24 protein-coding genes and 1 riboswitch are annotated in these 24,230 nt (G+C 70.6%); of the genes, 12 read left to right on the forward strand and 12 right to left on the reverse strand.

The features are described 5' to 3' along the window. Positions 1-23: 23 nt before the first annotated feature. A complete protein-coding gene (locus ABZ953_RS28610; protein WP_361729409.1) occupies positions 24-245 on the reverse strand; it encodes a CbtB-domain containing protein in 222 nt (73 codons plus the stop codon). 36 nt (positions 246-281) lie between these two features. Next, positions 282-424: riboswitch (cobalamin riboswitch) on the reverse strand. Positions 425-643: 219 nt separating this feature from the next. Here ABZ953_RS28610 and ABZ953_RS28615 point away from each other — a divergent pair. Continuing rightward, positions 644-1,636: a DUF3048 domain-containing protein gene (locus ABZ953_RS28615; RefSeq protein WP_361729412.1), complete on the forward strand. Its 993-nt coding sequence runs from the start codon at positions 644-646 to the stop codon at positions 1,634-1,636. A gap of 140 nt (positions 1,637-1,776) precedes the next feature. Here the strand turns inward: ABZ953_RS28615 and ABZ953_RS28620 are convergent, their stop codons facing one another. Continuing rightward, a complete protein-coding gene (locus tag ABZ953_RS28620) occupies positions 1,777-3,996 on the reverse strand; it encodes an MMPL family transporter (RefSeq protein WP_361729415.1) in 2,220 nt (739 codons plus the stop codon). 475 nt (positions 3,997-4,471) lie between these two features. On the opposite strand from ABZ953_RS28620, the gene ABZ953_RS28625 reads away from it, so the two are divergent. Then, on the forward strand, positions 4,472-5,290 hold the full coding sequence (locus ABZ953_RS28625) for an arylamine N-acetyltransferase (RefSeq protein WP_361729418.1): 819 nt from the start codon (positions 4,472-4,474) through the stop codon (positions 5,288-5,290). Positions 5,291-5,352: 62 nt separating this feature from the next. Further along, on the forward strand, positions 5,353-5,829 hold the full coding sequence (locus ABZ953_RS28630; protein ID WP_361729421.1) for a VOC family protein: 477 nt from the start codon (positions 5,353-5,355) through the stop codon (positions 5,827-5,829). 17 nt (positions 5,830-5,846) lie between these two features. Here the strand turns inward: ABZ953_RS28630 and ABZ953_RS28635 are convergent, their stop codons facing one another. Continuing rightward, on the reverse strand, positions 5,847-6,578 hold the full coding sequence (locus ABZ953_RS28635) for a class I SAM-dependent methyltransferase (RefSeq protein ID WP_361729424.1): 732 nt from the start codon (positions 6,576-6,578) through the stop codon (positions 5,847-5,849). 150 nt (positions 6,579-6,728) lie between these two features. Between ABZ953_RS28635 and ABZ953_RS28640 the strand changes: the two genes are divergently transcribed. Both ABZ953_RS28640 and ABZ953_RS28645 read left to right on the forward strand, forming a co-directional pair. Next, positions 6,729-7,562 carry a hypothetical protein gene (locus ABZ953_RS28640; RefSeq protein WP_361729427.1) on the forward strand — a complete coding sequence of 278 codons (834 nt, stop codon included), beginning with the start codon at positions 6,729-6,731 and terminating at the stop codon, positions 7,560-7,562. A 132-nt stretch (positions 7,563-7,694) separates the two neighbouring features. After that, positions 7,695-8,540, forward strand: coding sequence for a slipin family protein (locus ABZ953_RS28645; RefSeq protein WP_361729430.1), 846 nt, complete (start codon positions 7,695-7,697; stop codon positions 8,538-8,540). Here ABZ953_RS28645 and ABZ953_RS28650 read toward each other — a convergent pair. Together ABZ953_RS28650 and ABZ953_RS28655 are read right to left on the reverse strand one after the other, a co-directional pair. After that, entirely contained in the window at positions 8,448-8,933 is a 486-nt protein-coding gene (locus ABZ953_RS28650) for a GNAT family protein (protein ID WP_361729433.1), read from the reverse strand. The two genes, ABZ953_RS28645 and ABZ953_RS28650, sit on opposite strands and share 93 nt — an antisense overlap. A gap of 118 nt (positions 8,934-9,051) precedes the next feature. After that, a complete protein-coding gene (locus tag ABZ953_RS28655; protein WP_361729436.1) occupies positions 9,052-9,633 on the reverse strand; it encodes a winged helix-turn-helix domain-containing protein in 582 nt (193 codons plus the stop codon). A gap of 58 nt (positions 9,634-9,691) precedes the next feature. Here ABZ953_RS28655 and ABZ953_RS28660 point away from each other — a divergent pair, with 58 nt between their 5' ends. Beyond that, a complete protein-coding gene (locus tag ABZ953_RS28660) occupies positions 9,692-10,645 on the forward strand; it encodes a S41 family peptidase (RefSeq protein WP_361729439.1) in 954 nt (317 codons plus the stop codon). Between the two features lie 72 nt (positions 10,646-10,717). Here the strand turns inward: ABZ953_RS28660 and ABZ953_RS28665 are convergent, their stop codons facing one another. Then, a complete protein-coding gene (locus ABZ953_RS28665; protein ID WP_361729442.1) occupies positions 10,718-13,513 on the reverse strand; it encodes a hypothetical protein in 2,796 nt (931 codons plus the stop codon). Positions 13,514-13,717: 204 nt separating this feature from the next. Here ABZ953_RS28665 and ABZ953_RS28670 point away from each other — a divergent pair, with 204 nt between their 5' ends. The 3 genes from ABZ953_RS28670 to ABZ953_RS28680 all read left to right on the forward strand — a co-directional run bounded on the left by ABZ953_RS28670 (position 13,718) and on the right by ABZ953_RS28680 (position 14,810). Continuing rightward, positions 13,718-14,161, forward strand: a complete 444-nt coding sequence (locus tag ABZ953_RS28670) for a DUF3093 family protein (protein ID WP_361729445.1) — start codon at positions 13,718-13,720, stop codon at positions 14,159-14,161. A gap of 147 nt (positions 14,162-14,308) precedes the next feature. Beyond that, complete coding sequence (locus ABZ953_RS28675) at positions 14,309-14,581, forward strand: hypothetical protein (RefSeq protein WP_361729447.1); 273 nt, start codon at positions 14,309-14,311, stop codon at positions 14,579-14,581. Then, positions 14,523-14,810 carry a hypothetical protein gene (locus ABZ953_RS28680; protein ID WP_361729450.1) on the forward strand — a complete coding sequence of 96 codons (288 nt, stop codon included), beginning with the start codon at positions 14,523-14,525 and terminating at the stop codon, positions 14,808-14,810. Before ABZ953_RS28675 ends, ABZ953_RS28680 begins: the two co-directional genes overlap by 59 nt. A gap of 88 nt (positions 14,811-14,898) precedes the next feature. On the opposite strand, the gene ABZ953_RS28685 is transcribed toward ABZ953_RS28680, so the two are convergent. The 4 genes from ABZ953_RS28685 to ABZ953_RS28700 form a co-directional block, all read right to left on the reverse strand. Next, positions 14,899-15,357 (reverse strand): MaoC family dehydratase, encoded by a 459-nt coding sequence (locus tag ABZ953_RS28685; protein ID WP_361729453.1) that lies wholly within the window; start codon positions 15,355-15,357, stop codon positions 14,899-14,901. A 63-nt stretch (positions 15,358-15,420) separates the two neighbouring features. Further along, entirely contained in the window at positions 15,421-16,968 is a 1,548-nt protein-coding gene (locus ABZ953_RS28690; RefSeq protein WP_361729456.1) for a long-chain fatty acid--CoA ligase, read from the reverse strand. Between the two features lie 11 nt (positions 16,969-16,979). Further along, on the reverse strand, positions 16,980-17,867 hold the full coding sequence (locus tag ABZ953_RS28695; protein ID WP_361729459.1) for an amidohydrolase family protein: 888 nt from the start codon (positions 17,865-17,867) through the stop codon (positions 16,980-16,982). A 1-nt stretch (position 17,868) separates the two neighbouring features. After that, positions 17,869-18,780, reverse strand: coding sequence for an SDR family NAD(P)-dependent oxidoreductase (locus ABZ953_RS28700; protein ID WP_361729462.1), 912 nt, complete (start codon positions 18,778-18,780; stop codon positions 17,869-17,871). Positions 18,781-18,989: 209 nt separating this feature from the next. Here ABZ953_RS28700 and ABZ953_RS28705 point away from each other — a divergent pair, with 209 nt between their 5' ends. Then, a complete protein-coding gene (locus ABZ953_RS28705; RefSeq protein WP_361729465.1) occupies positions 18,990-19,403 on the forward strand; it encodes a MarR family transcriptional regulator in 414 nt (137 codons plus the stop codon). A gap of 60 nt (positions 19,404-19,463) precedes the next feature. Here the strand turns inward: ABZ953_RS28705 and ABZ953_RS28710 are convergent, their stop codons facing one another. Continuing rightward, on the reverse strand, positions 19,464-19,925 hold the full coding sequence (locus ABZ953_RS28710; RefSeq protein ID WP_361729467.1) for a DUF3237 domain-containing protein: 462 nt from the start codon (positions 19,923-19,925) through the stop codon (positions 19,464-19,466). 335 nt (positions 19,926-20,260) lie between these two features. Between ABZ953_RS28710 and ABZ953_RS28715 the strand changes: the two genes are divergently transcribed. Continuing rightward, positions 20,261-21,907: an ABC transporter substrate-binding protein gene (locus tag ABZ953_RS28715; protein ID WP_361729470.1), complete on the forward strand. Its 1,647-nt coding sequence runs from the start codon at positions 20,261-20,263 to the stop codon at positions 21,905-21,907. A gap of 29 nt (positions 21,908-21,936) precedes the next feature. Continuing rightward, positions 21,937-23,376, forward strand: coding sequence for an amidase (locus ABZ953_RS28720; protein ID WP_361729473.1), 1,440 nt, complete (start codon positions 21,937-21,939; stop codon positions 23,374-23,376). Positions 23,377-23,564: 188 nt separating this feature from the next. Here the strand turns inward: ABZ953_RS28720 and ABZ953_RS28725 are convergent, their stop codons facing one another. Beyond that, positions 23,565-24,131 carry a TetR family transcriptional regulator C-terminal domain-containing protein gene (locus ABZ953_RS28725; RefSeq protein ID WP_361729476.1) on the reverse strand — a complete coding sequence of 189 codons (567 nt, stop codon included), beginning with the start codon at positions 24,129-24,131 and terminating at the stop codon, positions 23,565-23,567. Positions 24,132-24,230: the final 99 nt, after the last annotated feature.

Below are 24,230 nucleotides of genomic sequence, written 5' to 3' on the forward strand. Positions count from 1 at the left end.
GAGCGGGCTTCGGTTCCCCCTGGTCAGTGGCAGGGGAAGCCGAGCAGATGGCGGGCGTCGTGCACCCACTCATGGACCTCCGCGCCGCTGAACACGGAGGTGGCGCCCTGTTCGGCGCCGACGAAGTACAGCAGGATCAGCATCAGGATCCCGAAGAAGACCGCCCACGGGGCGATCACCTTCAACGGCAGCTTGAGCGGTACGGCAGGTGCGTCGGCGGTCGGCTGAGCGACATGGTGCGCCATGGCGGTGCCTCCTTCGGGAGTTCGCGTCCCGTCTCGGTGGTGCGGAGGACGACAGCCACGGGTCTGACTCACGAGCGGTAGGGGTACCGCTCGCACACAGTGGCGCGACCGTGCCGGGCTCACACCGGCTTCCGTCGAGCTGTCGTCGATATCGCAGTGACGGTACCGCGTGGCGCGTTCATGGCCAAGGCCGGCCGACGACGGCGCACCGGGGAGGAGTGGACACGCATGCCGGAGCGCCGTTCGGGGCGGAGCCGCGCGGAAGGTCCCCGGAAAGCGTGATGTGGCGGTGGTGGATGGCCCAGCGGCGATTGGGGCCGGGGTCCGGGGCGGTAAACCTGCGGCTGCCTCAGGCAACACCGGTTCCGCCGCGAATGGACACGAATGGAGACGCCCCCATGGCAGCCAGGACAGTCCGGGCCACCCGCCGCACCCGTCTCGGCACACGCGTGCTCGCACTGGTCGCCACGGCGACGCTCGCCGTGAGCGCCCCCTCGTCCGCGAGCGCCCCGGCGCACGGGGACGGTGTCGCGCACCGGACCCCCTCGCCCTTCACCGGGCAGCTCGCGAGCCAGGGGCCGGTCCTCGCCGTGAAGTTCGACAACTCCCGGGCAGCACGGCCGCACACCGGTCTCGACCAGGCGGACATCGTCTACGTGGAGAAGGTCGAGGGCGGCATGAGCCGTCTGATGGGCGTGTACTCCAGCAGAGTGCCGGAGTCCGTCGGCCCGGTGCGCAGCGCGCGTGAGTCCGACACCGAACTCCTCCGCCAGTTCGGCCGGCCCGTGCTGGCCTACTCCGGGGTGCGCAGCGCCCTGCAGAAGGTGCTCAGGGAAGCCCCGCTGTACGCCCGCCCGCACGACCGCGTCCCGCGCGCCTACTTCCGTGACAGCGCCAGGACCGCCCCGCACGACCTCTTCGTACACCCGCGGGCGCTGCTGCGTTCGGCGCCGCAGGCCGGCCGTCCGACCGACATCGGCTTCCGCTTCGGCCCGGCTCCGGCGGGGGGCGCCCCCACCGGGAGCCGGACCGTCCGCTACTCCGGCGCCAGCCACACCTTCGACTGGTCGCCGCGGGAGCGCCGGTGGCTCGCCTCCTTCGACGGTGCCCCGGCGCTCAGTACGGCGGGGACCCGGCTCGGCGCTCCCACCGTCGTGATCCAGTACGTGAACATGCGCCCTTCGCGCTTCAAGGACGTCAACGGCGCGGTGACGCCGTACATCGAGACGGTCGGCAGCGGCCGGGCGCTGGTGCTGCGCGACGGCCAGAGCTATGCCACGCGCTGGAATCGCGCCGCGGCCACCGGGGGCACCGCGTTCACCCGCGCCAACGGCGAGCCGATGCCCTTCGCCCCGGGGCAGGTCTGGATGGTCTACGCGGACCACGGCTGAGACGCGTCCCTGTCGGGACCGGTGGGTGCCGGATCCGACCGGGCCGGAAAACCGGAAAAGAGACCGGGCGGGCCGGCCGAGGCACTCCCCATCAGAGAAGGGGTGCCCCGGCCGGCCCGCCCGTGCCGGACCGTCGTGTCTCACCTGCCCGCAGGGGCGAGCTCCCGGTCCGTCTCGGCGTCGGGTGCCCCGGTGTCACCGAGGTTCTTGTGCAGCTTCTCGCCCTCCACGTCCACGTTGGGCAGGAGCTTGTCCAGCCAGCGCGGCAGCCACCAGGCGGACTTGCCGAGCAGGGCGAGGACCGCGGGCACGATCGCCATGCGGACGACGAAGGCGTCGAAGAGGACGGCGATGGCCAGGCCGAAGCCCATCATCTTGATCATGTCGTCGTTCTCCATGATGAAGCCGGAGAAGACGCTGATCATGATGATCGCGGCCGCGGCCACGACCCGTCCGCCGTGGGTGAAGCCGGTCACGACCGACTCGCCGGGGCGCGCCCCGTGGACGTACGCCTCGCGCATCCGGGTCACGAGGAAGACCTCGTAGTCCATCGCCAGGCCGAAGACCACACCGATCATGAAGATCGGCATCATGCTCATGATCGGACCGGGCTGGTCGACGCCCACGATGTCCGCGAGCCAGCCCCACTGGAAGACCGCGACGACGGCGCCGAGCGCGGCGGCCACCGAGAGCAGGAAGCCGAGCGCCGCCTTGAGCGGGACCAGGATCGAGCGGAAGACCAGCATCAGGAGCAGGAACGCCAGGCCGACGACCAGTCCGAGGTAGGGCAGGAGGGCGTCGTCCAGGGTCTGCGAGAAGTCGATGGTCATCGCGGTCTGGCCGGTGACCAGGATCTCGGAACCGGTGTCGGACCCGAGGCCGTCGGCGGTCGAGCGGATCGACTTGACCAGTTCCTCGGTCTCGTGGTCGCTCGGCCCGGTCTTCGGGACGACGTTCATGATGGCGGTGTCGCCGGCCTTGTTGGACTGGGCCGGGGTCACGGCGGCGACTCCGTCGATCTTGCCGATCGAGTCGCCGACGGTCTTGGCGGCGGCCGCCACTCCGGAGTCCTTGCTGACGGTGACCATCAGCGGGCCGTTGAAGCCGGCGCCGAAGGACTCGGACAGCATGTCGTACGCCTTGCGCTGGGTGGTGTCCGGCGCCGACGTGCCCTCGTCGGGCAGGCCGAGTTCCAGGCTGGCGGCCGGGACGGCCACGGCTCCGAGGCCGAGGACGGCGACCACGAGCACGGAGAGCGGGTGGCGCAGCACGAACCGCGCCCAGCGGGTGCCGAGCTTCGGCTTGGCGTGCGGGTCGATGAGCGAACCCGCGGGCTTCTTGCGGTCCTTGCGGCGCAGCACCTTGCGGCCCGCGAAGCCGAGCAGCGCGGGGATCATGGTGAGCGCGATGAGGACGGCGATCACGACGGTGCCGGCCGCGGCCAGACCCATCTTGGTGAGGATCGGGATGTTGACGATCGCGAGGCCCGAGAGGGCGACGACAACGGTGAGACCGGCGAACACCACGGCGGAGCCCGCGGTTCCGGTGGCCCGGCCCGCCGCTTCCTCCGGGGTACGGCCCTCGGCTATCTCCGCTCGGTAGCGGGAGACGATGAAGAGGGCGTAGTCGATGCCGACGGCGAGGCCGATCATCATCGCGAGCGTGGAGGTCGTGGCCGAGAGGTCGAGGGTGCTGCCGAGCGCCGCGATGCCGGAGATGCCGATGCCGACGCCGATGAGCGCGGTAAGGAGCGGCATGCCCGCGGCGATCAGCGAGCCGAAGGTGAGGATCAGGACGACCGCGGAGATCGCGATGCCGATGAGCTCGGCGCTGCCGCCCATCTCCTGTTCGGCCATGACGGCGTCGCCGCCGGTCTCGACCGTGAAGCCAGCGTCACGGGTGGTGTCGGTCGACTTGGTCAGCGCGTCCCGGGCGTCGTCGGTGAGCTCGGTGGCGGGCACCTTGTAGGTGACCGACGTGTACGCGGTGGTGCCGTCCTTGCTGACGGACTTGGCCGCGTAGGGGTCGTCGACGCTCGACACCTGCGGGCCCTTGCCTATCGCGTCGACGAGCCTGTCGACCTCACTCTTGGGCTTTCCCTCGGTGAGCTTCTCGCCCTTGGGGGCACGGATCACGACACGCGCGCTCGCTCCGTCGGCACTGGCGTCGGGGAAGTGCTCCTCAAGGCGGTCGAAGGCCTTCTGCGACTCCGTACCCGGCATCGAGAAGGAGTCTTCGGGCGGGGCTGGAGCGGCCGAGGAGGCGAAAATGGCCCCCGCCAGCGCCACCACCCACAGCAGCGCCACGTAGCGGCGTCGCCGGAAGGCGAAGCGGCCTAGTTTGTACAGGAACGTAGCCACGGCGAAGGGGACTCCCGTCGAGTCAGGTGCGGACGACCCTCTGCCGGTGCGATCGGCGCACGTCAGCGGGTCCAGCAGGAATAGCTCCATCCTCACCGCCGATCGAGGGGAACAAGTCCGCCTGCGAGCCGGACTATCGACCCACGGCCGCTGTACTGCGCCGCGCGCGGAGTCATCCCCTGGGAGGAGAGCCGATCTCCCTTTCTCAACCACAGGGTGCAGTCACGTGTCAACAACTTCTGCGTCATTGGCGCGGAACTTTCCGCTCCCCTTTTGCCGGGCCGTACCGCCGCCCATTTACCTGCATCGTTCACGCATTGACGCCGGTGCCGCGTGCGGGGATGCGCGCCAGGTGGCCTGTTTCCGCTGTCCGAGAGATCAGCGCCTGTGCGGGAAGCACCTTGTCCACGGCCTTGCCCGGCCTCCTGCCGGAGCTCGTTTCCGCGGACGGCGCTCCCCGACCACACTGGTGTCCATGGACTCCGAACAGATCGACGCCTACCTGCGGCGCATCGGCGCCGGGCGCCCCACCGCGCCCACCGGCCCGGCCCTGCACGACCTGCACGTCGCGCATCTGCGCAGCGTTCCCTTCGAGAACCTCTCGGTCCATCTCGGGGAGGACATCGAGCTCACCGACAAGGCTCTGGTGTCGAAGGTCGTTAAGGCGCGCCGGGGTGGCTTCTGCTACGAACTCAACGGTGCGTTCGCCGCGCTCCTCACGGCTCTCGGCTTCGACGTCACGCTGCTGCAGGCCCGGGTGTACGGGGACGAAGAGGTGCTCGGCATCCCCTACGACCACCTGGCGCTGCGCGTGCGCACCGAGGACGGCGGCGACTGGCTCGCCGACGTCGGTTTCGGTGCCCACAGTCTGCTGCCGCTGGCCTTCGGCGACCGGGGCGAGCAGGCCGACCCCGCGGGCACGTTCCGCATCACCCAGACGCCGGAAGGTGATCTGGAGGTCGCCCAGGACGGCAAGCGGCAGTACCTCGCCGAGCCGCGGCCCCGCGCGCTCGCCGATTTCAGGGGCGGCGCCTGGTACCACCGCACCTCGCCCGACTCCCACTTCACGCGGTCCCTGGTCTGCTCCCTGCTCACCGACGACGGACGCGTCACCCTCAGCGGCCGCACCCTGACCACCACCGCGGCGGACGGCGAGCGGCAGACCACCGAACTGGCCACGGAGGCCGAGGTGCTCGCGGCGTACGAGCAGTACTTCGGCATCGTGCTGGAACGCGAACCGCAGGTGCGGGACACGAACCCGTCGGCGCGTGGCGATGAGTTCCGGGCGGTATGACGGTCCACATAGGCAGACGCGAAGAGCGGACAGGACCGCCGCGTATGCGACAGGAGAGCGCCATGCCCAGGATCACGCCCAACCTCTGGTTCGACCTGCAGAGCGAGGAGGCCGCGCGGTTCTACGTCTCGGTCTTCCCGAACTCGGAGATCAAGAACGTCTCGTACTACGGAGAAGGCGCCCCGCGCCCGGCCGGAACCGTCCTCACCGTGGACTTCGTGCTCGACGGCCAGCCCTGCACGGCGATCAACGGCGGGCCGGAGTTCACCTTCAGCGAAGCCGTCTCCTTCCAGATCGGCTGCGCGGACCAGAAGGAGGTCGACCACTACTGGACGGCGCTCTCCGAGGGCGGCGAGGAGGGCCCCTGCGGGTGGCTGAAGGACAAGTACGGCCTGTCCTGGCAGGTCGTACCCGTCGTGCTCGGCGAGCTCATCGCCGATCCGGATCCCGGGCGGTCCCAGCGTGCCATGCAGGCGATGCTCGGCATGAAGAAGCTGGACATCGCCGCACTGCGGGCGGCAGCCGACGGCACGGAGTAGGGGCGGCGGGGCACCCCCTACACCTTCCGGGCCACCACCAGGCGCCAGTGAGGGCTGCCGTCGGCGCGGCGGCCGAACTCCTCAAGGGGGAGCAGCCGCACGTCGAACCCGGCGTCGGCGAGGTCCGCGCGCACACCGCCGAGCGGAAACGTCCGGTAGTACATGACGAACCGCGGGCGCCACAGCAGGTTGCGCACGCGCATCGCGCCGTCGAAGGCGTGCAGCCCCCAGTACCAGGGAGAGCCGAAGGGCCGCGGAGCGCCGATCGGGAACGCGAAGAGGCCGCCGGGGCGCAGCGCCCGGTGCACGCCGGCGAACAGGGCGGGGCGCTCGGCGGGCAGGAAGTGGCCGAACGCCCCGAAACTGACGGCCAGGTCGTACCCCTCGGCGAAGGGGAGGGCGCGGGCGTCGGCGCGGACCCGGTCGAGCACGGGGCCGCCCGGGCCGGGTTCGGGCACCGAGTCGGCCGCGGCGGTCAGCATCCCCGCGCTGAAGTCCACACCGGTGATCCGTTCCCGGCAGAGCGGCAGCAGCGCTTCGGTTCCCGCGCCGGTCCCGCAGCACACGTCGAGGCCCGCGTCGAAGGGGCCGAGGGGCTTCAGCGCGTCGGCCGTCGCCGCCAGAAACCGGCCAGGCGTGCGAAAGGGGGTCCGGTCGAACTTCGGGGCGAGCAGGTCGTACCCGTGCTCGATGGACGAGAACGCCTGAACGGCGAGCTCACGCAGCGTGGGACCCTGGGAGGAGAACATCGGCTCCAGAGTAGTCAGCGGGCGGCCGCGCGGGCCGACGCCGGGGTGGTGTCGTGGCCGGATAGCGCCACGAGGTCTATCGGGGGCGGTGCGGGTCCGGTAGAGGTTCACCCCTGCCCCAGACCCGTTCCTCGCTCCCGGAGGTGCTCCATGGCCACAGACCGGCACAGGACAAGGACCGCATCGGGCAAGACCCGATTCGACGACATCTACGACCAGCCGGACCCGCGCACCTACTTCCGCACGCTGGCGCCGTACGAGTACGAGATCCCGCAGCACGCGCAGGCGGTCTTCCGCCGCACCCGCGACCTGCGCGCCCGGCTCGCCGACGGCGAAGGTCCCGTGACGGTCCTCGACCTGTGCTGCTCGTACGGCATCAACGCGGCGCTGCTCAACCACGAACTCACCCTCGCCGACCTGTACGCGCACTACACCTCCGACGAGGCCGCCGCGCTCACACCGGACGAACTCATCGAGCGCGACAAGGAGTTCTACGCCTCGCGGCGGCGCCCCGACGCCACCCCGGTGATCGGCCTGGACACGGCGGCCAACGCCACCCGCTACGCGCTGGACGCGGGGCTGCTCGACGAGGCGTATGCCGAGAACCTGGAGCGGCATCCGCCCAGCGACGGGCTGCGCCGCGCGGTCGCCCGCACAGGTCTGATCACGGTCACCGGCGGGATCGGCTACATCTCGCACCGTACGTTCGACGCGCTGCTCGACTCCGCGCGGCAGCCGGTGTGGGTGAGCGCGTTCGTGCTGCGGACGGTGCCCTACCGCCGTATCGCCGACACCCTGACCGCGCACGGCCTCACCACCGTGACGGACTCCTCGCGCACCTATGTGCAGCGGCTCTTCACCAGTCCCGAGGAGCGTCGCGACGCCGTCCGGCAGGTGATTCTCGCCGGTGAGGATCCCACCGGGTACGAGTCGGACGGGCGCTATCACACCCGGCTGCACGAGTCGCGGCCGCGCACGGACTGAGCCAAGGTCGCCCGCGAGCTCCCGGCCGCCCCGGAGCCGCCGGTCCGCCGACGGTTCCGGGGGCTCGACCTGAGGACATGTACGGGCATATCGTGAAAGCAGTGATCGGCTCGGACCTTTGGGGGTCGCGCCATGGTCGAGGAACTGCTGACAGCCGGCGCCGCGGCCGCCTCGGGCTGTCTGCTGTACACGATGGCCGCGGCACGCGTGATCAAGCAGTACGAGCGCGGTGTGGTGTTCCGTCTGGGCCGTCTCTCCGGCCAGGTGCGCGGCCCCGGTTTCACGATGGTGATCCCCGGATTCGACCGGCTGCGCAAGGTCAACATGCAGATCGTGACGATGCCCGTGCCCGCGCAGGACGGCATCACCCGGGACAACGTCACGGTCCGGGTGGACGCGGTCATCTACTTCAAGGTGGTCGACGCGGCCAACGCCGTCGTGGAGGTGGAGGACTACCGGTTCGCGGTCTCGCAGATGGCGCAGACGTCGCTGCGCTCCATCATCGGCAAGAGCGATCTGGACGACCTGCTGTCCAACCGCGAAAAGCTCAACCAGGGCCTTGAGCTGATGATCGACTCCCCGGCCATCGGCTGGGGCGTGCAGATCGACCGCGTCGAGATCAAGGACGTCTCCCTGCCCGAGACGATGAAGCGCTCCATGGCCCGCCAGGCCGAGGCCGACCGCGAGCGACGGGCCCGCGTCATCAACGCCGACGCCGAACTCCAGGCCTCCAAGAAGCTCGCCGAGGCCGCCCACGAGATGTCCGAGGAGCCCGCGGCGCTCCAACTCCGGCTCCTGCAGACCGTGGTGGCCGTCGCCGCCGAGAAGAACTCCACCCTCGTCCTGCCCTTCCCCGTGGAACTCCTCCGCTTCCTGGAACGGGCGTCAGAGCGTCAGGGCGAAGCCCGTCCCCGGGACGCCGCTCAGCCGCACCTCGCCGACCGGCACGAAGCCGGTGCGGACGAGCACGGCCCGTGAGACCGGGTTGTCGTTCGTCACCGAGGCGCGCAGTCCGGTCAGCCCGTACGAGGTGACGGCGAGGTCGCAGATCCGCCGGACGGCCCAGGTGGCGAGCCCCTGCCCCGCGGCCTTCTCCGCGATCCGGTAACCGAGCTCCGCGCGGCCGTCCACCAGGTCGAGCAGGTTGATCCGCCCGACGATCTCTCCTCCGTCGGCCACCAGCACGTGGAAGCGGCAGACACCCGCGGCCTGCTCGTCGAGAAGGGCACGCAGGCGCGCCTCGAAGTCGCGGAAGAAGGCGTCGCCGCGGTCGGGGACCGATGCGGCGAAGTAGGCGCGGTTCGTCTCCTCGAAGGCGCGCAGGGCGGGCGCGTGATCGGGGTGCAGAAGCTGCAGCTCGGGACGGGGCATGGGGGCGGGCATACGAGAGCCTGGACCTGGTGCGGACATAAGGGAACCTTACGGATTCCGTCGGCAGGGAGCGACGGGATATTCGGGAAGTGTGGTCGACGTCCCGGGGTCCGCCCCGTCAGTCGGCGCCCGGTGGCCGCGCGTGCTCGTACAGCGCCACCAGCACGCCGTGCACCGGCTGTTCCTCCGCGTCCTCCGCGTCCTCCGCTTCCTCCGCTTCCTCCGCAGCCTCCTCGGCCTCGTCGACGAGGCGGGCGAGGGTCTCGGCTAGTTCGCGGGCCTTTTCGGGGCTGAGGCGGACGTGGCGCAGGGACAGGGCCGTCTGCGAGGAGCGCGCCAGCTCCTGGGCCACGGCGCCGAGCATCGCGGCGGTCCCCTCGGCCCGGGGCTCGGCGACCTCCATCCGCCGGGCCACCCGCTGGTAGTACTGCTCGGTGCCGCCCCTGACCTTGCGGGTCTCGGCGACATGGACGAGCCCGGCGGTGCGCAGCACCTTCAGGTGGTGGGCCACATTGCCCTTGCCGGTGTTCAGGGTCGCCGCCAACTGGCTGGTGGTGGCGGGGCGGTGGTTCAGCGTGAAGAGCAGGCGCTGTCGCAAAGGGTGGGCCAGTGCGGCGTGCTGCTCGGGTGACTCGATCTCCAGGACCGGGTCGGGCGGGGGCTGCTGAGGCCGTGGGGGCTGCGGGGGCTGATCGGACATGCATCAAGTGTCTAATGCTCTTGACGCTTTTGGAAGAGGGCTGGTCTACTCCCCTGCCATGACCACCGCCTCACCTGCCACGACCACCAACTCACCTGCCACGACCCCTTCCACCGAGTTGCCCAGCGCCGCCCCCGTCATCGAGGAGACCGCCCAACTCCTCCTGGCGCACTACGTGTTCCCCGAGGTCGCCGAACAGCTCGCCGCACTGCTGCGGCGCCGCGCGACCGAGGGCGCCTACGACGTCACCTCGCCCGCCGAGCTGGCCCGGCTGGTCACGGCGGACCTGCAGTCCCTCAACGGCGATCCGCACCTGCGCCTCAAGCACCACCCCGAGCCGGTTCCTCCGGAGCAGGGGGCTGCCGCCCTGGCGGCGATGCGCACGAAGTTCGATGCGTCGCTGGGCGGCGTGCCCCGGGTGGAGTTGCTGGCGGGCAGCCAGGTCGCCCTGCTGGAACTGGGCCCGGCCCTGTTCCCCCTGGCCTGGGCCGCCGAGCCCCTCGGCGCCGCACTCACCCTGGTCGCGAAGGCCGACGCCCTCATCATTGATCTGCGCGGCAACACCGGCGGAGACCCGGACACGGTCGCCTTCGTGTGCGGTCATGTGCTGGACGAACGCACCCATCTCAACACGATGTACTGGCGCGACGGTGAGCGCCTCGAACAGTCCTGGAGTCCCGCGCACGTGCCGGGCGCGCGCTTCGGGGGCAGCAAACCGCTCTACCTGCTCACCAGCGGGCGCACCTTCTCGGCGGCCGAGGAACTCGGCTACGACCTGCAGCAGTTGGGGCGGGCCGTCGTCGTCGGGGAAACGACCGTCGGCGGGGCGCATCCGCGCGACGGCTGGACGGTGCATCCGAATCTGGAGGTCACGGTCCCGGTGGGCCGGGCCGTCAATCCCGTGTCGGGGACCAACTGGGAAGGCACGGGCGTGCGCCCGGACGTCCCGTGCGCCGCCGCCGACGCACTTGACCGGGCGTATGCCCTGGCAGTGGCCCGGCTCGGCGGCTGAGCCGATGCGGGGCCGACCTGGGTGGCCGGCTCGGCGGAGGGTCCCGCCGAGCCGGCCACGTCCGTCGACGGGCTACGAGGCGTCGCGCACCGTTCCGGTGACCTCGGGGCCCGGCTGCGGCTCCCACCGCTCGTCGTAGATGTCGAGGCGGCCCTTCATGGACTCGGTCGGCTCGCGCACCGCGTCCTTGACGGTGGGCACGCGCACCTCGGCGCTCTTCTCACCCGCGGCCACGAAGACGGACAGGCCCTGCTCCTTCGCCATCTGGGACAGCGGGCGCTCCGGCCGCGGCTCCGCCCCGAACTCGTCCTTCACCCAGCGCGGGTCCACGTCCAGCGTCGACAACTCCTTGCCGCCGTCGACCGGCTGGAAGGTGAAGCTGGCCATCATGTCCACGTCGACCGGCTCGGACAGTGTCATGCGCCAGATCAGCGGCTTGCCCTCGGTGACCCGGTCCTTCACGGGTTCGAGGGTGATCTTCGGCATCGGGTCGTCGTTCTGTGCCGTCACGCCGCCGCGGTACGAGCCGACCACCGCGCCGCGCACCGCCTTGACGAGCGTGTCGTGTGCGATGTCGTGGCCGTAGCGGGTGTCGCCGCGCACCTTGACCGGCACGTCGACGCGGTCGCCCGGGTGCACCGTCACCGTGCGGTGCTTGGTCTCGCCCGCGACCGGGTCGAGCGCGAACACCCGTACCTGGCCGCTGCCCTTGCCGGAGACGGACACCGGGACGTGGTAGGTGCGTACTCCGGAGTCGCCTTCCTTGACGGTCATGCGGCCGATGTCGACGCGCGGCAGCTCGGCCGGTTTCACCGCGGGCGTGCCCGGCCGCCAGCCCCAGGCATCCATCAGCCACGCCTTGCCGGAGCCGGTGCGCGGGGTGAGTTCGAGGGACTTCACGTGCTTGAGGTCCAGCTTGTCGCGGACCGCCGCCGACAGCGGCACCCGCACCTCACGCCCCCAGTAGGAGGAGGTCCGGTCGCTGCCCGGCAGCCCGTCGACCCGGACCCTGCCGAGTCCGGCCCGTCGCCCGGAGGAGTCGACGAGGGACACGTCGAGGCGGGTCCCGGTGGTGTTGGGCGGCACGATCACCCGCAGTGCCACGTCCTTGGCGCCCGCGAGGGAGACAGGGCGCGCGGGGCTCATCCGCACCGGCGAACCCGCCCGCGACCAGCGCATGGCCACGGCTTCACGGCCCGGTTCCGGCGAGACCTCCCAGCGGGCGAAGTGCGGCGACGACGCGGCCGTTTGGGGCGACAGGCAGGCGCGGGCCGGATCCGCTGGCACCTGGTCGCACAGCCGGGCGCCCTTGACCTTCGTACTGGAGTCCGGCAGCAGGGCCTGCGTGCGGTGCGCGCCGACGGCATGGGTCAGCACCCGGGCGGGTCCCGCCGAGGGGGCGCGCCGGTCGGAGCCGTCGAGAAGGGGGCGCACCCGGTCGTCGCCCGCGACGAACAGCCGGGCCGCCGCGGCTATGTAGGTGGCTCCCGCGGTCTGCTGCTGGGCAGCGGTCAGCCGGGTCGCGGTGCCCTTCGAGCAGACCGGGTCGGACGTGCCGTCGGAGGAGAAGTCGTCCTCGCTGGGCGCCGTCGACTGACCCGGAGTCCACTCGCTGTTGAAGAAGTTGTGGTTGGCGCCGACCATGTACACCGCGCTGTGCAGGGCGGTGCCGCGGCTGACGCCGCGTGTTCCGTCGACGTAGATCTCGCCCTGCAGGTCGGAGACGTCGCCGTCGCAGCCCGGCAGGATCGTGGCGGAGGGGACGTCGGGGGCCGGGTTCTGTCCGAAGACGGTGGGGCCTATCAGGACGTTGCCGCGTATCTTCCAGCGCACCGGTCCGCGGTAACCGTCCTGGTCGGCGGGCGGCCGGTACAGGCTGTCGAGGGCGGCGCGGTTGACGCCCTCGCCGCCCCGCGAGTGTCCGACGAGGAGGACACGGGAGAGGTCGGCCGGTGCGACGGCGCGCACCGCGGCCGGAGCGGTGGACCGCTTGTCGGCCCACTGTGCCCAGCGGGCGAGGTGGAGCCGCACCAGTGAGGAACGGGCCTGAGCGCCACCGTCCTCGGCGACGTCGTCCTGGCCGTTGATGCCGTTGGCGGCGATGGACACGGTGACGTATCCCTGCGAGGCGAGGAGCTTCTGGGCCCGCAGGTAGCCCGCGTGGCTCGGCACCGGTTTCGTGCCTCCCGTGCAGGGCCACCCCATCCCCTGCCCGTTCCCGGCGCCGTAGCAGGTGTAATGACGGCCGTGCAGGAACAGGGCCAACGGCCGCTTCCCCGGCGCGTCGACGGGGCCGACCACGTTGGCCCGCATCTCGACCGAGTCCGGAAAGCCGGGCAGCCGCACCGACTTGAGCGTGTAGTCGCCGGTGACCGTGCGGTAGCGGCCCGGCTTTCCGGGGTCCACCTCGTTCGCGGGCGGCGTCGCGGGCCGCGCGCCCGTGACGGATCGCGGCCCGCGCGCCGACGCGTCGGCCCCGGCCTCGTCCAGGCGGCGTCCGGCGGCCAGCACCTTCAGTTGCTTCGCCGAACCGAGGCGCGCGCCGTGCAGCGGCAGCCGGAACGAGCGGCGGTCCTGCGCGGCCACGGGCCGGCCGAGGAGCTTGTCGCCGGAGTAGAACTCGACTCGCGCGTCCCCCATGGGGACGGGGTCGGGCGAGGCCCACACGAGCTGTTTCCCGGCGCCCTCACCCGCCAGCCGCCACCCCTGCGGCAGGCCCTTGCCGTCCTCCCCCGCCGTCGCGGGTACGGGGGGTGGCGCGGGTACCGGCGGGTCGGCGGTCGGCCCGGCCTGCGCTGCGCCCGGCGACACCGCCGCGAGCGCGATCACCGCCAGGGCCGTGGTCGCCACGCGTGCGACACGTCTCAACGTGGTCCTCCTCGTCATCACTCACATCAGGGCACGCTTTCGAACTCGCGTGCCCTGCCTACCTCTTCGATGACGGGAATCGGTGGTCAAGAGTTGCTTCTCGGCGCAGGACGGCGGCAAGAGAGAGACGCGTCAGGGGAGATGGGACGCCTGCCCTGGGAACCCCGTGTCGGCAGGGCCTGCCCCGCCTGCCAGGATGCGGTCATGCACATCTACGAAGAGCGGCTCAGCGTGCCCCGCTCCTGGTGGGGACTGATCGCGCTGGGCGGAGCCGGGCTGGGGATCGGGGCGATTCCCTTCGGCATGTTCGTCGCGGTGACGGCGGCCGCGGTCGGTATCACGGTCTCCGCCGCGCTCGTGCACGCCCACGGAAACGTGCGCATCCTCGTGACTCCCGGCACCCTCGTCATCGGCAAGCGGGCCATCCCCATCGAGGCGCTCGGCGCGACGGAGATCCTCGACGAGCGGGAGGCCTTCGAGTGGCGCACGGTCAGGGCGAATCCGTACGCGCTGCTGCTCCTGCGCTCCTACGTCCCGACCGCGCTGCGCATCGAACTGCGGAACGCCTGGGGAGGCGCGCCGTATGTCTATGTGTCGACACGGCAGCCCATGAACCTGGCCGCCGTGCTGGCGTTCTCCCGCGGCTGACGAACGCCTCCCGGCGTCGCGCCGGGGCAGGGACTGGACCCGGAGTGTGGCCGAGCCGCACGCTGGTTCAGTGATCGATCCAGAGACCGACTCCGTGGCCGGACACTCCTTCCCGCTCCCCTGATACGCACACCCCGCCGCACGCGCGTGGACCCGCGCCCCCCCCCGGCCGACGCCTGGGACTTCCACACCTCCCTGCCGGAGTACGCACCCACTCCCCTGCGCGAACTCCCCGCTCCCGCGCGGGAGTTCACGGTGTCGAAGGTCTTCGTCCAGGACGAGTCGACGCGACTCGGCCTGCCCGCCTTCAAGGCGCTCGGCGCGGCTGATCACCGCGACCGACGGCAATCACGGCAGGGCCGTGGCCGGATCGCACGACGCTGCGGTGCGCGCGGCGAGGGCCGCGGCCGGGGCGCCTGACGCGGTGCTCGTCCAGGACATGGCGCGGGAGGGGTACGAGGAGATCCCGGCGCTGATCGTCGAGGGGTATCGGACCCTGTTCGCCGAAGTGGACGCCCAACTGGACGCGGCGGTCGCGGTCACGGACGCCGACGGCATGGTGGCCGCGCGCGATCTGGCCCGCCTGGGCGTCGCGTCCGGTCCGTGCGGCGCCGCCGCACTGGCCGGGGCGCGCGCCGCACGTCCATGATCACTGTTACGCGGACGGCCTGGACGGTAGTCAGAGGCGAAGGCTCTCGACGCCGTCACCTCATAGCAGGCTCGCGGTCGCGGCACTGTCAGGCGTAGTGACGGTAGACGGCCTGGGCCACACAGGCCGGCTTGCCCTGGCCCTCGACCTCGACGGTGAACGTGAGCGGCATCTGCACGCCATTGCCCTTGACCTCCTCTACCGCGCCGACGACACCGTGCAGGCGGATCTTGGCGCCGACGGGGACGGGGCTGGGGAAGCGGACCTTGTCCAGGCCGTAGTTGACGCTCATCTTGGTGCCGGTGATGCTGAGCAGCTCGCCGAAGAGGGGGATGATGAGGGAGAGGGTGAGGTAGCCGTGGGCGATGGGGCCGCCGAAGGGCCCGTCCTTGGCCCTCTCCGGGTCCGTGTGAATCCACTGGTGGTCGTCGGTGGCGTCGGCGAAGGTGTTCACCCGGTCCTGGGTGATCTCGCGCCACTCGGTGCGGCCGAGGTCGGCTCCACTGAGGGACGCGAGACCGTCGAGGCCGTCGGCGATGGTGGGCATGGTGTGTTCTGCCTTTCGAAAGCACAGGCACGGTAAGCGCGGCCTGCGGGGTGGCATGTCTGTTTACCGACGGGGACGGTCGGCGGGATCGATCGCGAAGGTGTCGCGCACGACGGGCTTGAGGATCTTTCCGGAAGCCGTACGGGGCAGGGTGTCCGTTACGACAAGGGACTTGGGAATCTTGTACTTGGCGAGCCGGCCCCGCAGATGGCCCAGGATGTCGTCCTCGTCGACCTGAGTGCCGGGCCTGAGGACGACGACCGCGCGGCCGACCTCGCCCCAGACCGGGTCGGGCACGCCGATGACGGCGCATTCGGCGACGTCGGGGTGGGCGAGGAGCGCAGCCTCGACCTCGGCCGGGTAGACGTTTTCGCCGCCCGAGACGTACATGTCCTTCACCCGGTCGACGATGTAGGTGTATCCGTCGGCGTCGGTCCGGGCGACATCGCCGGTGCGCAGCCAGCCGCCGTCGCTGAAGGCGGCCTCGGTGTCCCCGGGCCGTCTCCAGTACCCGGTCATGACGTTGGGACCATGGACGAGGATCTCGCCGGGCTCTCCGGGGCCTGCCTCGCGGCCGTCGGGCAGGACGACCCGTGTGTCGGTGAAGAAGTGCGGGACTCCGGCGGAGCCCGCTTTGGCCGTGGTCTGTTCCTTGTCGAGGTAGAGGGCTCCGGGAGACGCCTCGGTCATGCCGTAGCCCTGGCTGAAGGCGAGACCGCGGGAGAGGTAGGCGCTGATGGTGCGCTCCGGTACTGGGGCGCCGCCGCAGTTGAGGGTGCGCAGGCTGGACAGGTCCGTGGTCGCCCAGCGGGGCCGGGCCGTCATGGCGTCGTACATGGTGGGGACGCCGAACATGTACGTCACGCGCAGGTCCTCGATCAGTTCCAGGACGCGCTCGGCGTCGAAGGCTCCGAGGAGGACCACCCGGCCGCCCTTGAGCAACGTGGGAAGGCACGTCATGTTGAGTCCGGCGGTGTGGAACAGCGGGGCCACGACGAGCGTCACCTCGTCGCCGGCGAGGTCGGTGTCGACGAGGACGTTGACGCTGTTCCAGGTGATGTTGGTGTGGGAGAGGACGGCGCCCTTGGGATGGCCCGTGGTGCCGGAGGTGTACATGATCATGCACGGGTCCTCGGGCGCCACGGCCTCGTCGAGCGGGCTGGTCCCGGCGCCGGCGAGCAGTTCCTCGTAGTCGAGGGCTGCGTCCTCGTCGGGGCCGGCGAGCGCGACTCGGTGTCGTAGGCCTGCCTCGGCCGCCGCGGCCCGGGCCGTCCCGGCCTGCTCGGGGGCGTGGACGAGGACGGTGCTGCCCGAGTCGGACAGGTTGTAGGCCAGTTCAGGCGCCGCGAGCCGCGTGTTGAGCGGAGCGAAGACCGCCCCGAGCGTCCCGGCGGCGAACAAGGTCTCCAGGAATGCCGGGTGGTTCGGGCCCAGATAGGCGATCCGGTCGCCCCGTGCCACCCCGAGCGCGCGCAGGGCGTGGGCGAGGCGCACGACGCGCTCGTGCAACTCGCGGTAGGTCAGGGAGCGGTCGTCGTGGACGACGGCGATCCGGTCGGGTGTCTTGCGGGCCCGGCGCGCCGGCCATGAGCCGATGCCTTGGTTCAACACGGCGGTCTCCCTCAGTCCGTGAGCAGGCCGAGTAGCCGGGCTGCGTTCTCCTTGAGGATCTTCGGCCGGACCTCGGGCTTGATGTCGAGCTTGTCGAAGTCGGCGAGCCACCGGTCGGGCGTGATGACCGGGTAGTCGGAGCCGAAGAGCACCTTGTCCTTGAGCAGGGTGTTGGCGTAGCGGACAAGCTGCGGCGGGAAGTACTTCGGCGACCAGCCGGACAGGTCGATGTAGACGTGCGGCTTGTGGGTGGCCACCGCCAGGGCCTCGTCCTGCCAGGGGAAGGACGGGTGGGCGAGGATGATCCGGAGCTCGGGGAAGTCCACGGCGAGGTCGTCGACGAGCATGGGGTTGGAGTACTTGAGCCGGATGCCGCCGCCCCCGGGAACGCCGGCGCCGATCCCGGTCTGGCCGGTGTGGAACAGGGCGGGCACGCCGAGTTCCTCGACGGCGTCGTACAGCGGGTAGGCCATCGGGTCGTTGGGGGAGAACGCCTGGATGCTGGGGTGGAACTTGAAGCCGCGTACCCCGTATCGCTCCACCAGGCGGCGGGCTTCACGCACGCCGGCCCGCCCCTTGTGGGGGTCGATGCTGGCGAATGGGATCAGGACGTCGGCGTGGGCGGCGCAGCTCTCGGCGATTTCCTCGTTGGCGATCCGGGGGTGGCCGGTGGCGTGTTCGGCGTCCACGGTGAACACCACGGCCGCCATGTGGCGTTCGCGGTAGTGCTCGGCCATCTCCGTGATGGTGGGCTGTCGGTGGCCGTGGGCCTTGAAGTACGCCTCGGAGGCGCCGAACAGCTCCGGGCTCAGGGCTCCGTGGCCGTCCTTGGACACCTCGGCGTGCGTGTGCACGTCGATGGCGGTGATCCGGTCGAGGTCGAGCGCGAGGTCGCCCATCTCACGCCTCCGGGGCCTGGGGCGCGGGGATGCCGTAGGTCTCGGGCTCGGCGCCGACGCCGTCCGCCCATCCGGTGGCGATGGCGTCGGCGCTCCAGCCGCCGTCGGCGAAGGCGACCGCCTTCTCCTTGGGGTGCGCCCACAGGGCCAGCCGGTCGCCGCCGATGCCGATGGCCTGCCCGGTCACTCCGTCGGAGGCGTCCGAGGCCAGGAAGGTGATCAGGGCGGCGACGTCCTCGACGGTGCCAAGGCCCTCGTCCTTGCGCAGCCAGTCCGGCAGCGGCTTGCCGGTGCGTTCGGCCTCCTCGATGACGGGGGCGAACGCCGGGATGGTCTTGGTCATCTCGGTGGCGGCTACCGGCACGACGGCGTTGACGGTGATCCCGGCGCGGCCCAGCTCCATCGCCCAGGTCCGGGCCATGGCGACGACGCCGGCCTTGGCGGCGGCATAGTTGGTCTGGCCGAAGTTGCCGCGCTGTCCGGCCGGGGAGGAGATCAGGACCATCCGGCCGCCGGTGCCCTGCTCGCGCATGCGGACGGCGGCGGCGCGGGCGCAGGTGAAGGTGCCGCGCAGATGGACGCGGAATACGGCGTCGAAGTCGTCATCGGTCATCTTCCACAGCACGCGGTCGCGCAGAATACCGGCGTTGGTGACGAGCACGTCCAGGTGCCCGAACTCCTGAACCGCGGCGTCGACCAGCTGCTCGGCCGCCTCGCTGTCGCCCACCGCCGCGACGACACCGGTCGCCGTGCCGCCCTCGGACGTGATCGAGGCGACGGCGGCGTCGACGGCGGCCTGGTCGACGTCGTTGACGACGACGGCGGCGCCAGCGGCGGCGAGAGCCTGCGCGTAGGCCAGTCCGAGACCGCGTCCGCTGCCGGTGACGATGGCGACTCTGCCCTGGAGATCCATGAGAGGGGCCCCTCGTAGGTGGTGGAAGAGGAATGCCGAAAGCGCCGACACAAGCCGGGATCGACAGGAATCCTGATGAACGCGAGTCTGGCCAGTCAACAGGATTCCTGTCAATGCCCTAGGGTGGTGGCGTCCGCCGCCCCGGCGGCGGTTGCTGCGGAGAGCGGCACGAACCGCCCCGCGCGGACCCTCACCACAGGAGGACGAACGTGAGCACCTCGCTGCTCTATCTGGTCAAGCGGACGGAGCTGGCGGTGCGCGCCCGCCTGGAAGAGGTGCTCAAACCCGCCGGCATCACGGCGCTGCAGTACACCGCGCTCACCGTGCTGGAGCGGCATGACGGGATCTCCGCCGCCCAGCTCGCCCGCGACTCCTTCGTCACCGCCCAGTCGATGGCCGACATGGTCCGCGCACTGGAGTGCCGCGATCTGATTCGCCGCGAACCCAACCCCGTCAACCGCCGCGAACGCCTCATCCAGCTGACCGACGCAGGGCGCCGCCTGCTGGCCGACTACGCCGAACCGGCCCGCAGGCTCGAGGAACGCATGGTCGGCCAGCTGAGCGCCGAGGAGGCCGGCGCCTTCCGGGCGGCACTCAACGAGGCATGGCGGTCCTTGTCCTGACCCGGCTCAGACTCCCCGGCCCCTCGGCTCGCTCCAGCACGCGCGCACCGGGAGAGGGTGCTACTTGAGTGCGTACATACGGATAACGACGGCGTTGTCGCCGTCCGGGCGGGCAAGACCGACGAACACCGACTCCGCGAGCCAGCGATGCGCGGGTGCGTCCGTGCGGAACACCGGTGAGGTGCGGTAGTAGTGCCCGGCCTCGGAGACCTGCAGGTCTCCGTCGAACTGGTCCGGGGCAGCGGCCCTAGGGCTGTAGTAGCCGCGGTTGACGATGTCGATGACGGCGCCGTCATCGGCCTGGAGCAGGTAGCGGGCCTCCAGCTCGCACACCTTTCCACGCGTACTGCTCCAGTCACCTCCGCCCGGAAGGACCTTCCCACGCAGTGCGGGCCCGTCCACGCGGCCGCCGACGATGGGGGTGAACTCGGTGACCTCGCCGTCACCGTTGCCGATGCGCAGGGTGTCGGCCAGCTCGGCACGGATCTCGAAAGCGAACTCGAGAGCGGGCGTGGAATGCATTGCGTTCTCCGCTTCTGTGCGATGAGGCGGCGCGATCCTTCGCGCCGCGCAGGCGGGGACGATCGACCAGGCAGCCGGCCGCGGTCGCCTCCACAAGGGCCGCGCGGGCATCGTCGCCGGTCAGGCCGGGTGCGCAGCCAGGGCCGGGCCCGGCGGGCCGAAAACCTGACCCGCGAGATGGCCGCGCCTTGCTCTTGACGCGTTAGCTCACCAGATGCAAGCGTGACATGCAACAACGTTATATGACGTTCGTTTACGACGGCTCGTCGACGCTTGTCCTCCCCCCATCGCGAGCGTTCCCCTTCCTTCCTCACTCCTCTCGGCAAGGAGCAAGCATGGCTGTGAAGAAATCGGTTCTGACGCTGCTGACGGGCGTGGGCGTGCTGGCCGCTGCGGCCTGCAGCAGCTCGCCCAGCGGAAACGGTGAAGCCCCGGGGGCCGAGCGTCTGACCACCACCACCGCGCCGGGCGCCTCTCAGGTGGACCGGGTGACCTGGGCACTGCCCTACGGCGAGCCGACGACGCTCGACCCCGCGAAGATCGGCGACTATTCGCCCCAGACGGTCGGAGCCAATCTCTGCGACACCCTGACCCGGATGAACGCGGACTTCTCTCTCAGTCCCGGTCTCGCTCAGAAGGTCGCGTGGGCCGATGGCCGCACCCTGGTGCTCGACCTGCGCTCCGACGTCAAGTTCTGGGACGGCTCCCCCATGACGCCGCAGGACGTGGTCTATAGCCTGGAGCGTCAGCGGGACCCGAAGACGCAGGCGCTGTACGGCAACTACTTGGCCGCCGTGAAGTCGATCAAGGCCACCGGTCCCCACGAGGTGACACTGCGCACCAAGGGGCACGACCAGACGCTCCCCAAAGCGCTGTCCACGTCGTTCGGCGCAATCAGCAAGAAGACGTACACCGGAAAGGCCGGCCCCGCCTACGGAACGGCTAATGGCGGCCTGATGTGCACGGGGCCGTTCAAGCTCGGTTCCTGGAAGTCCGGTACCTCCATCACTCTGGAACGCAACGACGCGTACTGGGACAGCAAGCTGAAGCCGAAGGCGAAGCAGGTCAAGTTCCAGTTCATCACCAACAGCAACACGCTGACCAGCGCGCTTCTGTCCGGCGCGGTGGACGGCGCCTACGAGCTGCCGCCCAGCAGCGCCACCGCACTCGCGAAGTCGAAGAGCGGCGCCATCCACCTCGGCCCGTCGACCCAGAACGTGCTGCTGATCCCCGCGAACGCCGAGTCGCCCGCCGCCGACCGCAAGCTCCTGGACGCCCTGGCCCTGGTCATCGACCGCGAGGCGCTGATCAAGAACGTCTTCGGCGGCGACGCCACCACCCTGAAGTCACTCGTCCCGCCGCTCACCTGGCAGGGCGACCCGGCCGCCGACGTGTTCGACACCGCCTACAAGGCGCTCCCGGACGTCCCCAAACCCGACGAGAACGAGGCGAAGAAGCTGGTCAAGGAGGCCGGCCCGCTCTCGCGCCCGCTGGTGGCCGCCATCCCTGCGGGTGACCAGCGCGGACTCCAGGCGCTGACCTTCATCCAGGCCGCGGCCAAGAAGATCGGCGTCGAGATCACGATCAAGCAGCTCCAGCCCACCGAGATGTCCTCGCTCTTCTACGACCCCTCGGTCCGCAAGGGCCTCGACTTCGTCCTGACCTTTGGATACGTCGCCATGCCCGACCCGGCGTCCTACGTGGCCGAGATGGTCAACCCCCGCGGCCTGTTCAACTGGACGAACTACAACAACCCCGACGCGACCCGACTGCTCGCCAAGGCCCGGGCCGCTTCCGACCCCGCCGCATCGGCCAAGGCATACGGCGAGGCTCAGGCCCTGTTCACCACCACCGTCCCGGCCGCCTACCTGGCCACCACACACGAGCGGATGTTCATGAACAAGCGGCTCAGCGGCGCGCCGACCTCATTCGCTTACATGGGCATGCCCTGGGCCGCACACCTCGGCGGCGCCACCAAGTGATCGCCACACCTTCACCTCGGGAGACGACGATGACCGACACCACTGGCGACAGGCCGCTGTGGGACCACTCGGCCGCCGAACTGGCTGCCGGCATCCGCACCAAGACGTTCTCGGCGACCGAGGTGGCCGAGGCGTTCCTCGCCCGCATCGACGCGACCAACCCGACGCTCAACGCCCTCGTCGACATCCGGTCCGAGGAGGCGCTCGCCCAGGCCGCGACCGCTGACGCGGCTGTCGCCGCGGGCGGGCAACTGCCTCCACTGCTCGGGGTCCCGGTATCCACCAAGATCAACACTTCGCAGCGTGGCTACGCCAGCTCGCACGGAGTCACAGCCTGGGCCGACGCCGTCGCCCAGGACGACGCCGTCTGCGTCGCGGGCCTGCGCGAGGCCGGCGCGACCCTGCTGGGCCGCAGCAACAGTCCGGCTTTCGCAGTGCGCTGGTTCACCGGCAACGACCTGCACGGCACGACGCTCAACCCGTGGAACTCCGGCCGCACTCCAGGCGGCTCCTCCGGCGGCGCCGCCGCCTCGGTCGCCGCCGGCATGGCCCCGATTGCCCAGGGCAACGACATCGGCGGCTCCATCCGCTTTCCGGCCTACTGCTGTGGCGCCGTCGGCCTGCGCCCCACCATGGGACTCGTCTCCGGAGTGGAGCCCCGCGGCGCGGAGGAGTTCGACAGCCCCCTGTCGTTCCAGACCATGGCAGTCCACGGCGCGATCGGCTGGACCGTCGACGACGTACAACTCGGCCTGCACGCCATGGTGAGTCCCGACCTGAACGACCCCGTGGGACTCCCGGTACGCCCCCCGCTGGGCAAGCCGGGCCGGGTCAAGGTCGCGGTCGTCCGCGAGGCAGGGAACGCCAAGCCCCACCCCGCCGTGAACGCCTCCATCGACGACGCGGCCCGCTGGCTCGCCGAGGCCGGCCACGAGGTGGAGGAAATAGAGATGCCCCTGCTCGGCGAGGCCGCCCAGCTGTGGTCGCTACTGCTCTACCAGGAGCTGAAGACGATGATGTCCGAGATCGAGATGTTCGGTGACGATGCCGTACGCGTCTCCCTCGCGTCCTCCTTCGCCGCCGCCGCGGAAACCTGGGGCGAGCAGCCCACCCTCACCGACTACATCCGCGGCTACGCCCGCCGCGGCACCCTCATCAGCCGCCTCCAGCAATTCCTGGGCCAGGACCGGATCGTACTGACGCCGGTCACCACCGAGCCGCCGTTCGAGCAGGACGCCGACCTCGCGGGCGACGCCCGCGTGAGCGAACTGCTGGCCGCGCAGTGGCCGATGCAGGCCGTCCCGGTCCTCGGGTTCCCGGCCGTCTCCGTGCCCACCGGGCTGCGCGACGGGCTGCCATCGGGCGTGCAGTTGATCGGCGGCCGCTTCCAGGAGGACCTGCTGCTCCACGTCGCCTCCGCGATCGAGGCCCGGGCCACGCGCACGCGGCCCACCCTCGCGCCGGCGTAGGCGAAGTGGAACGTGGCTGTCTGCCCCGCCCGAAGCCCGGGCATGAGCCGTCACACCAGGGTGATCGGCAAGATGATTTCCCTGGTGCGGTCGCTTCGGGCGCGGCCTGTCGGCCCTCGGCGCGCCGCCGGTCCACGTCCGCAGCCACGTCCGCAGCCGCGTCCGCAGCCGCAGGAGACACGCTGCACTCAACCTCCGATGAGGGCATCCACGACAGCTTGGGCGACGCGGCTGGCCCGCTCGGAAGTCCAGTAGGCCGGCTCCTCCATCGTGGATACGTAGTATCCACGGGTCAGTAGGGAGAGGACGTCGACTGCAAGGTCGACATCGGGCACTCCTGCCGCGGTGGATGCGGCGAGGAACTCCTGACGTGAATCGCGCGGCTCCTGATGGTCGACGTTGTCGGGGTCGATTTGCGCCGACGAGAGCATCTCGACCCAGAGCGCGCGCAGCAGCAGGTCCTCGGGTTCGGTGCTGAGGTGCCATTCCACCGTGGCCCGCAGCCGCTCCGCCCCTGCCAGGTCCCCTACATGGGCTTCCAGGTCCTCCCGCCACTGGGATTCCGCCGCGCGGACGGCATTGGTGATCAGAGCCGTTCGGGTGGGCACGTAGTTGGTGACCATGGCCGTGGAGCCGCCGAGCTCCTTGGCAACAGCGCGAATTGTCACCGCACGCGCGCCTTCACGGGCGGCGACAGCGAGGGTCGCCTGGGCGATCGCCTGGAGGCGCTGGACCTCATCGACATCGATCGGCATGGAGAGAACCTAGCTCACAGAGGGGTGTCGCTGAAGACTCGAAATGTAACATTGTTATATCACGACGTTTTGCGAAATGTCACATGCGACCAAGAGGGG

This window comes from Streptomyces sp. NPDC046465 (assembly GCF_040646035.1).
Classification (GTDB): domain Bacteria; phylum Actinomycetota; class Actinomycetes; order Streptomycetales; family Streptomycetaceae; genus Streptomyces.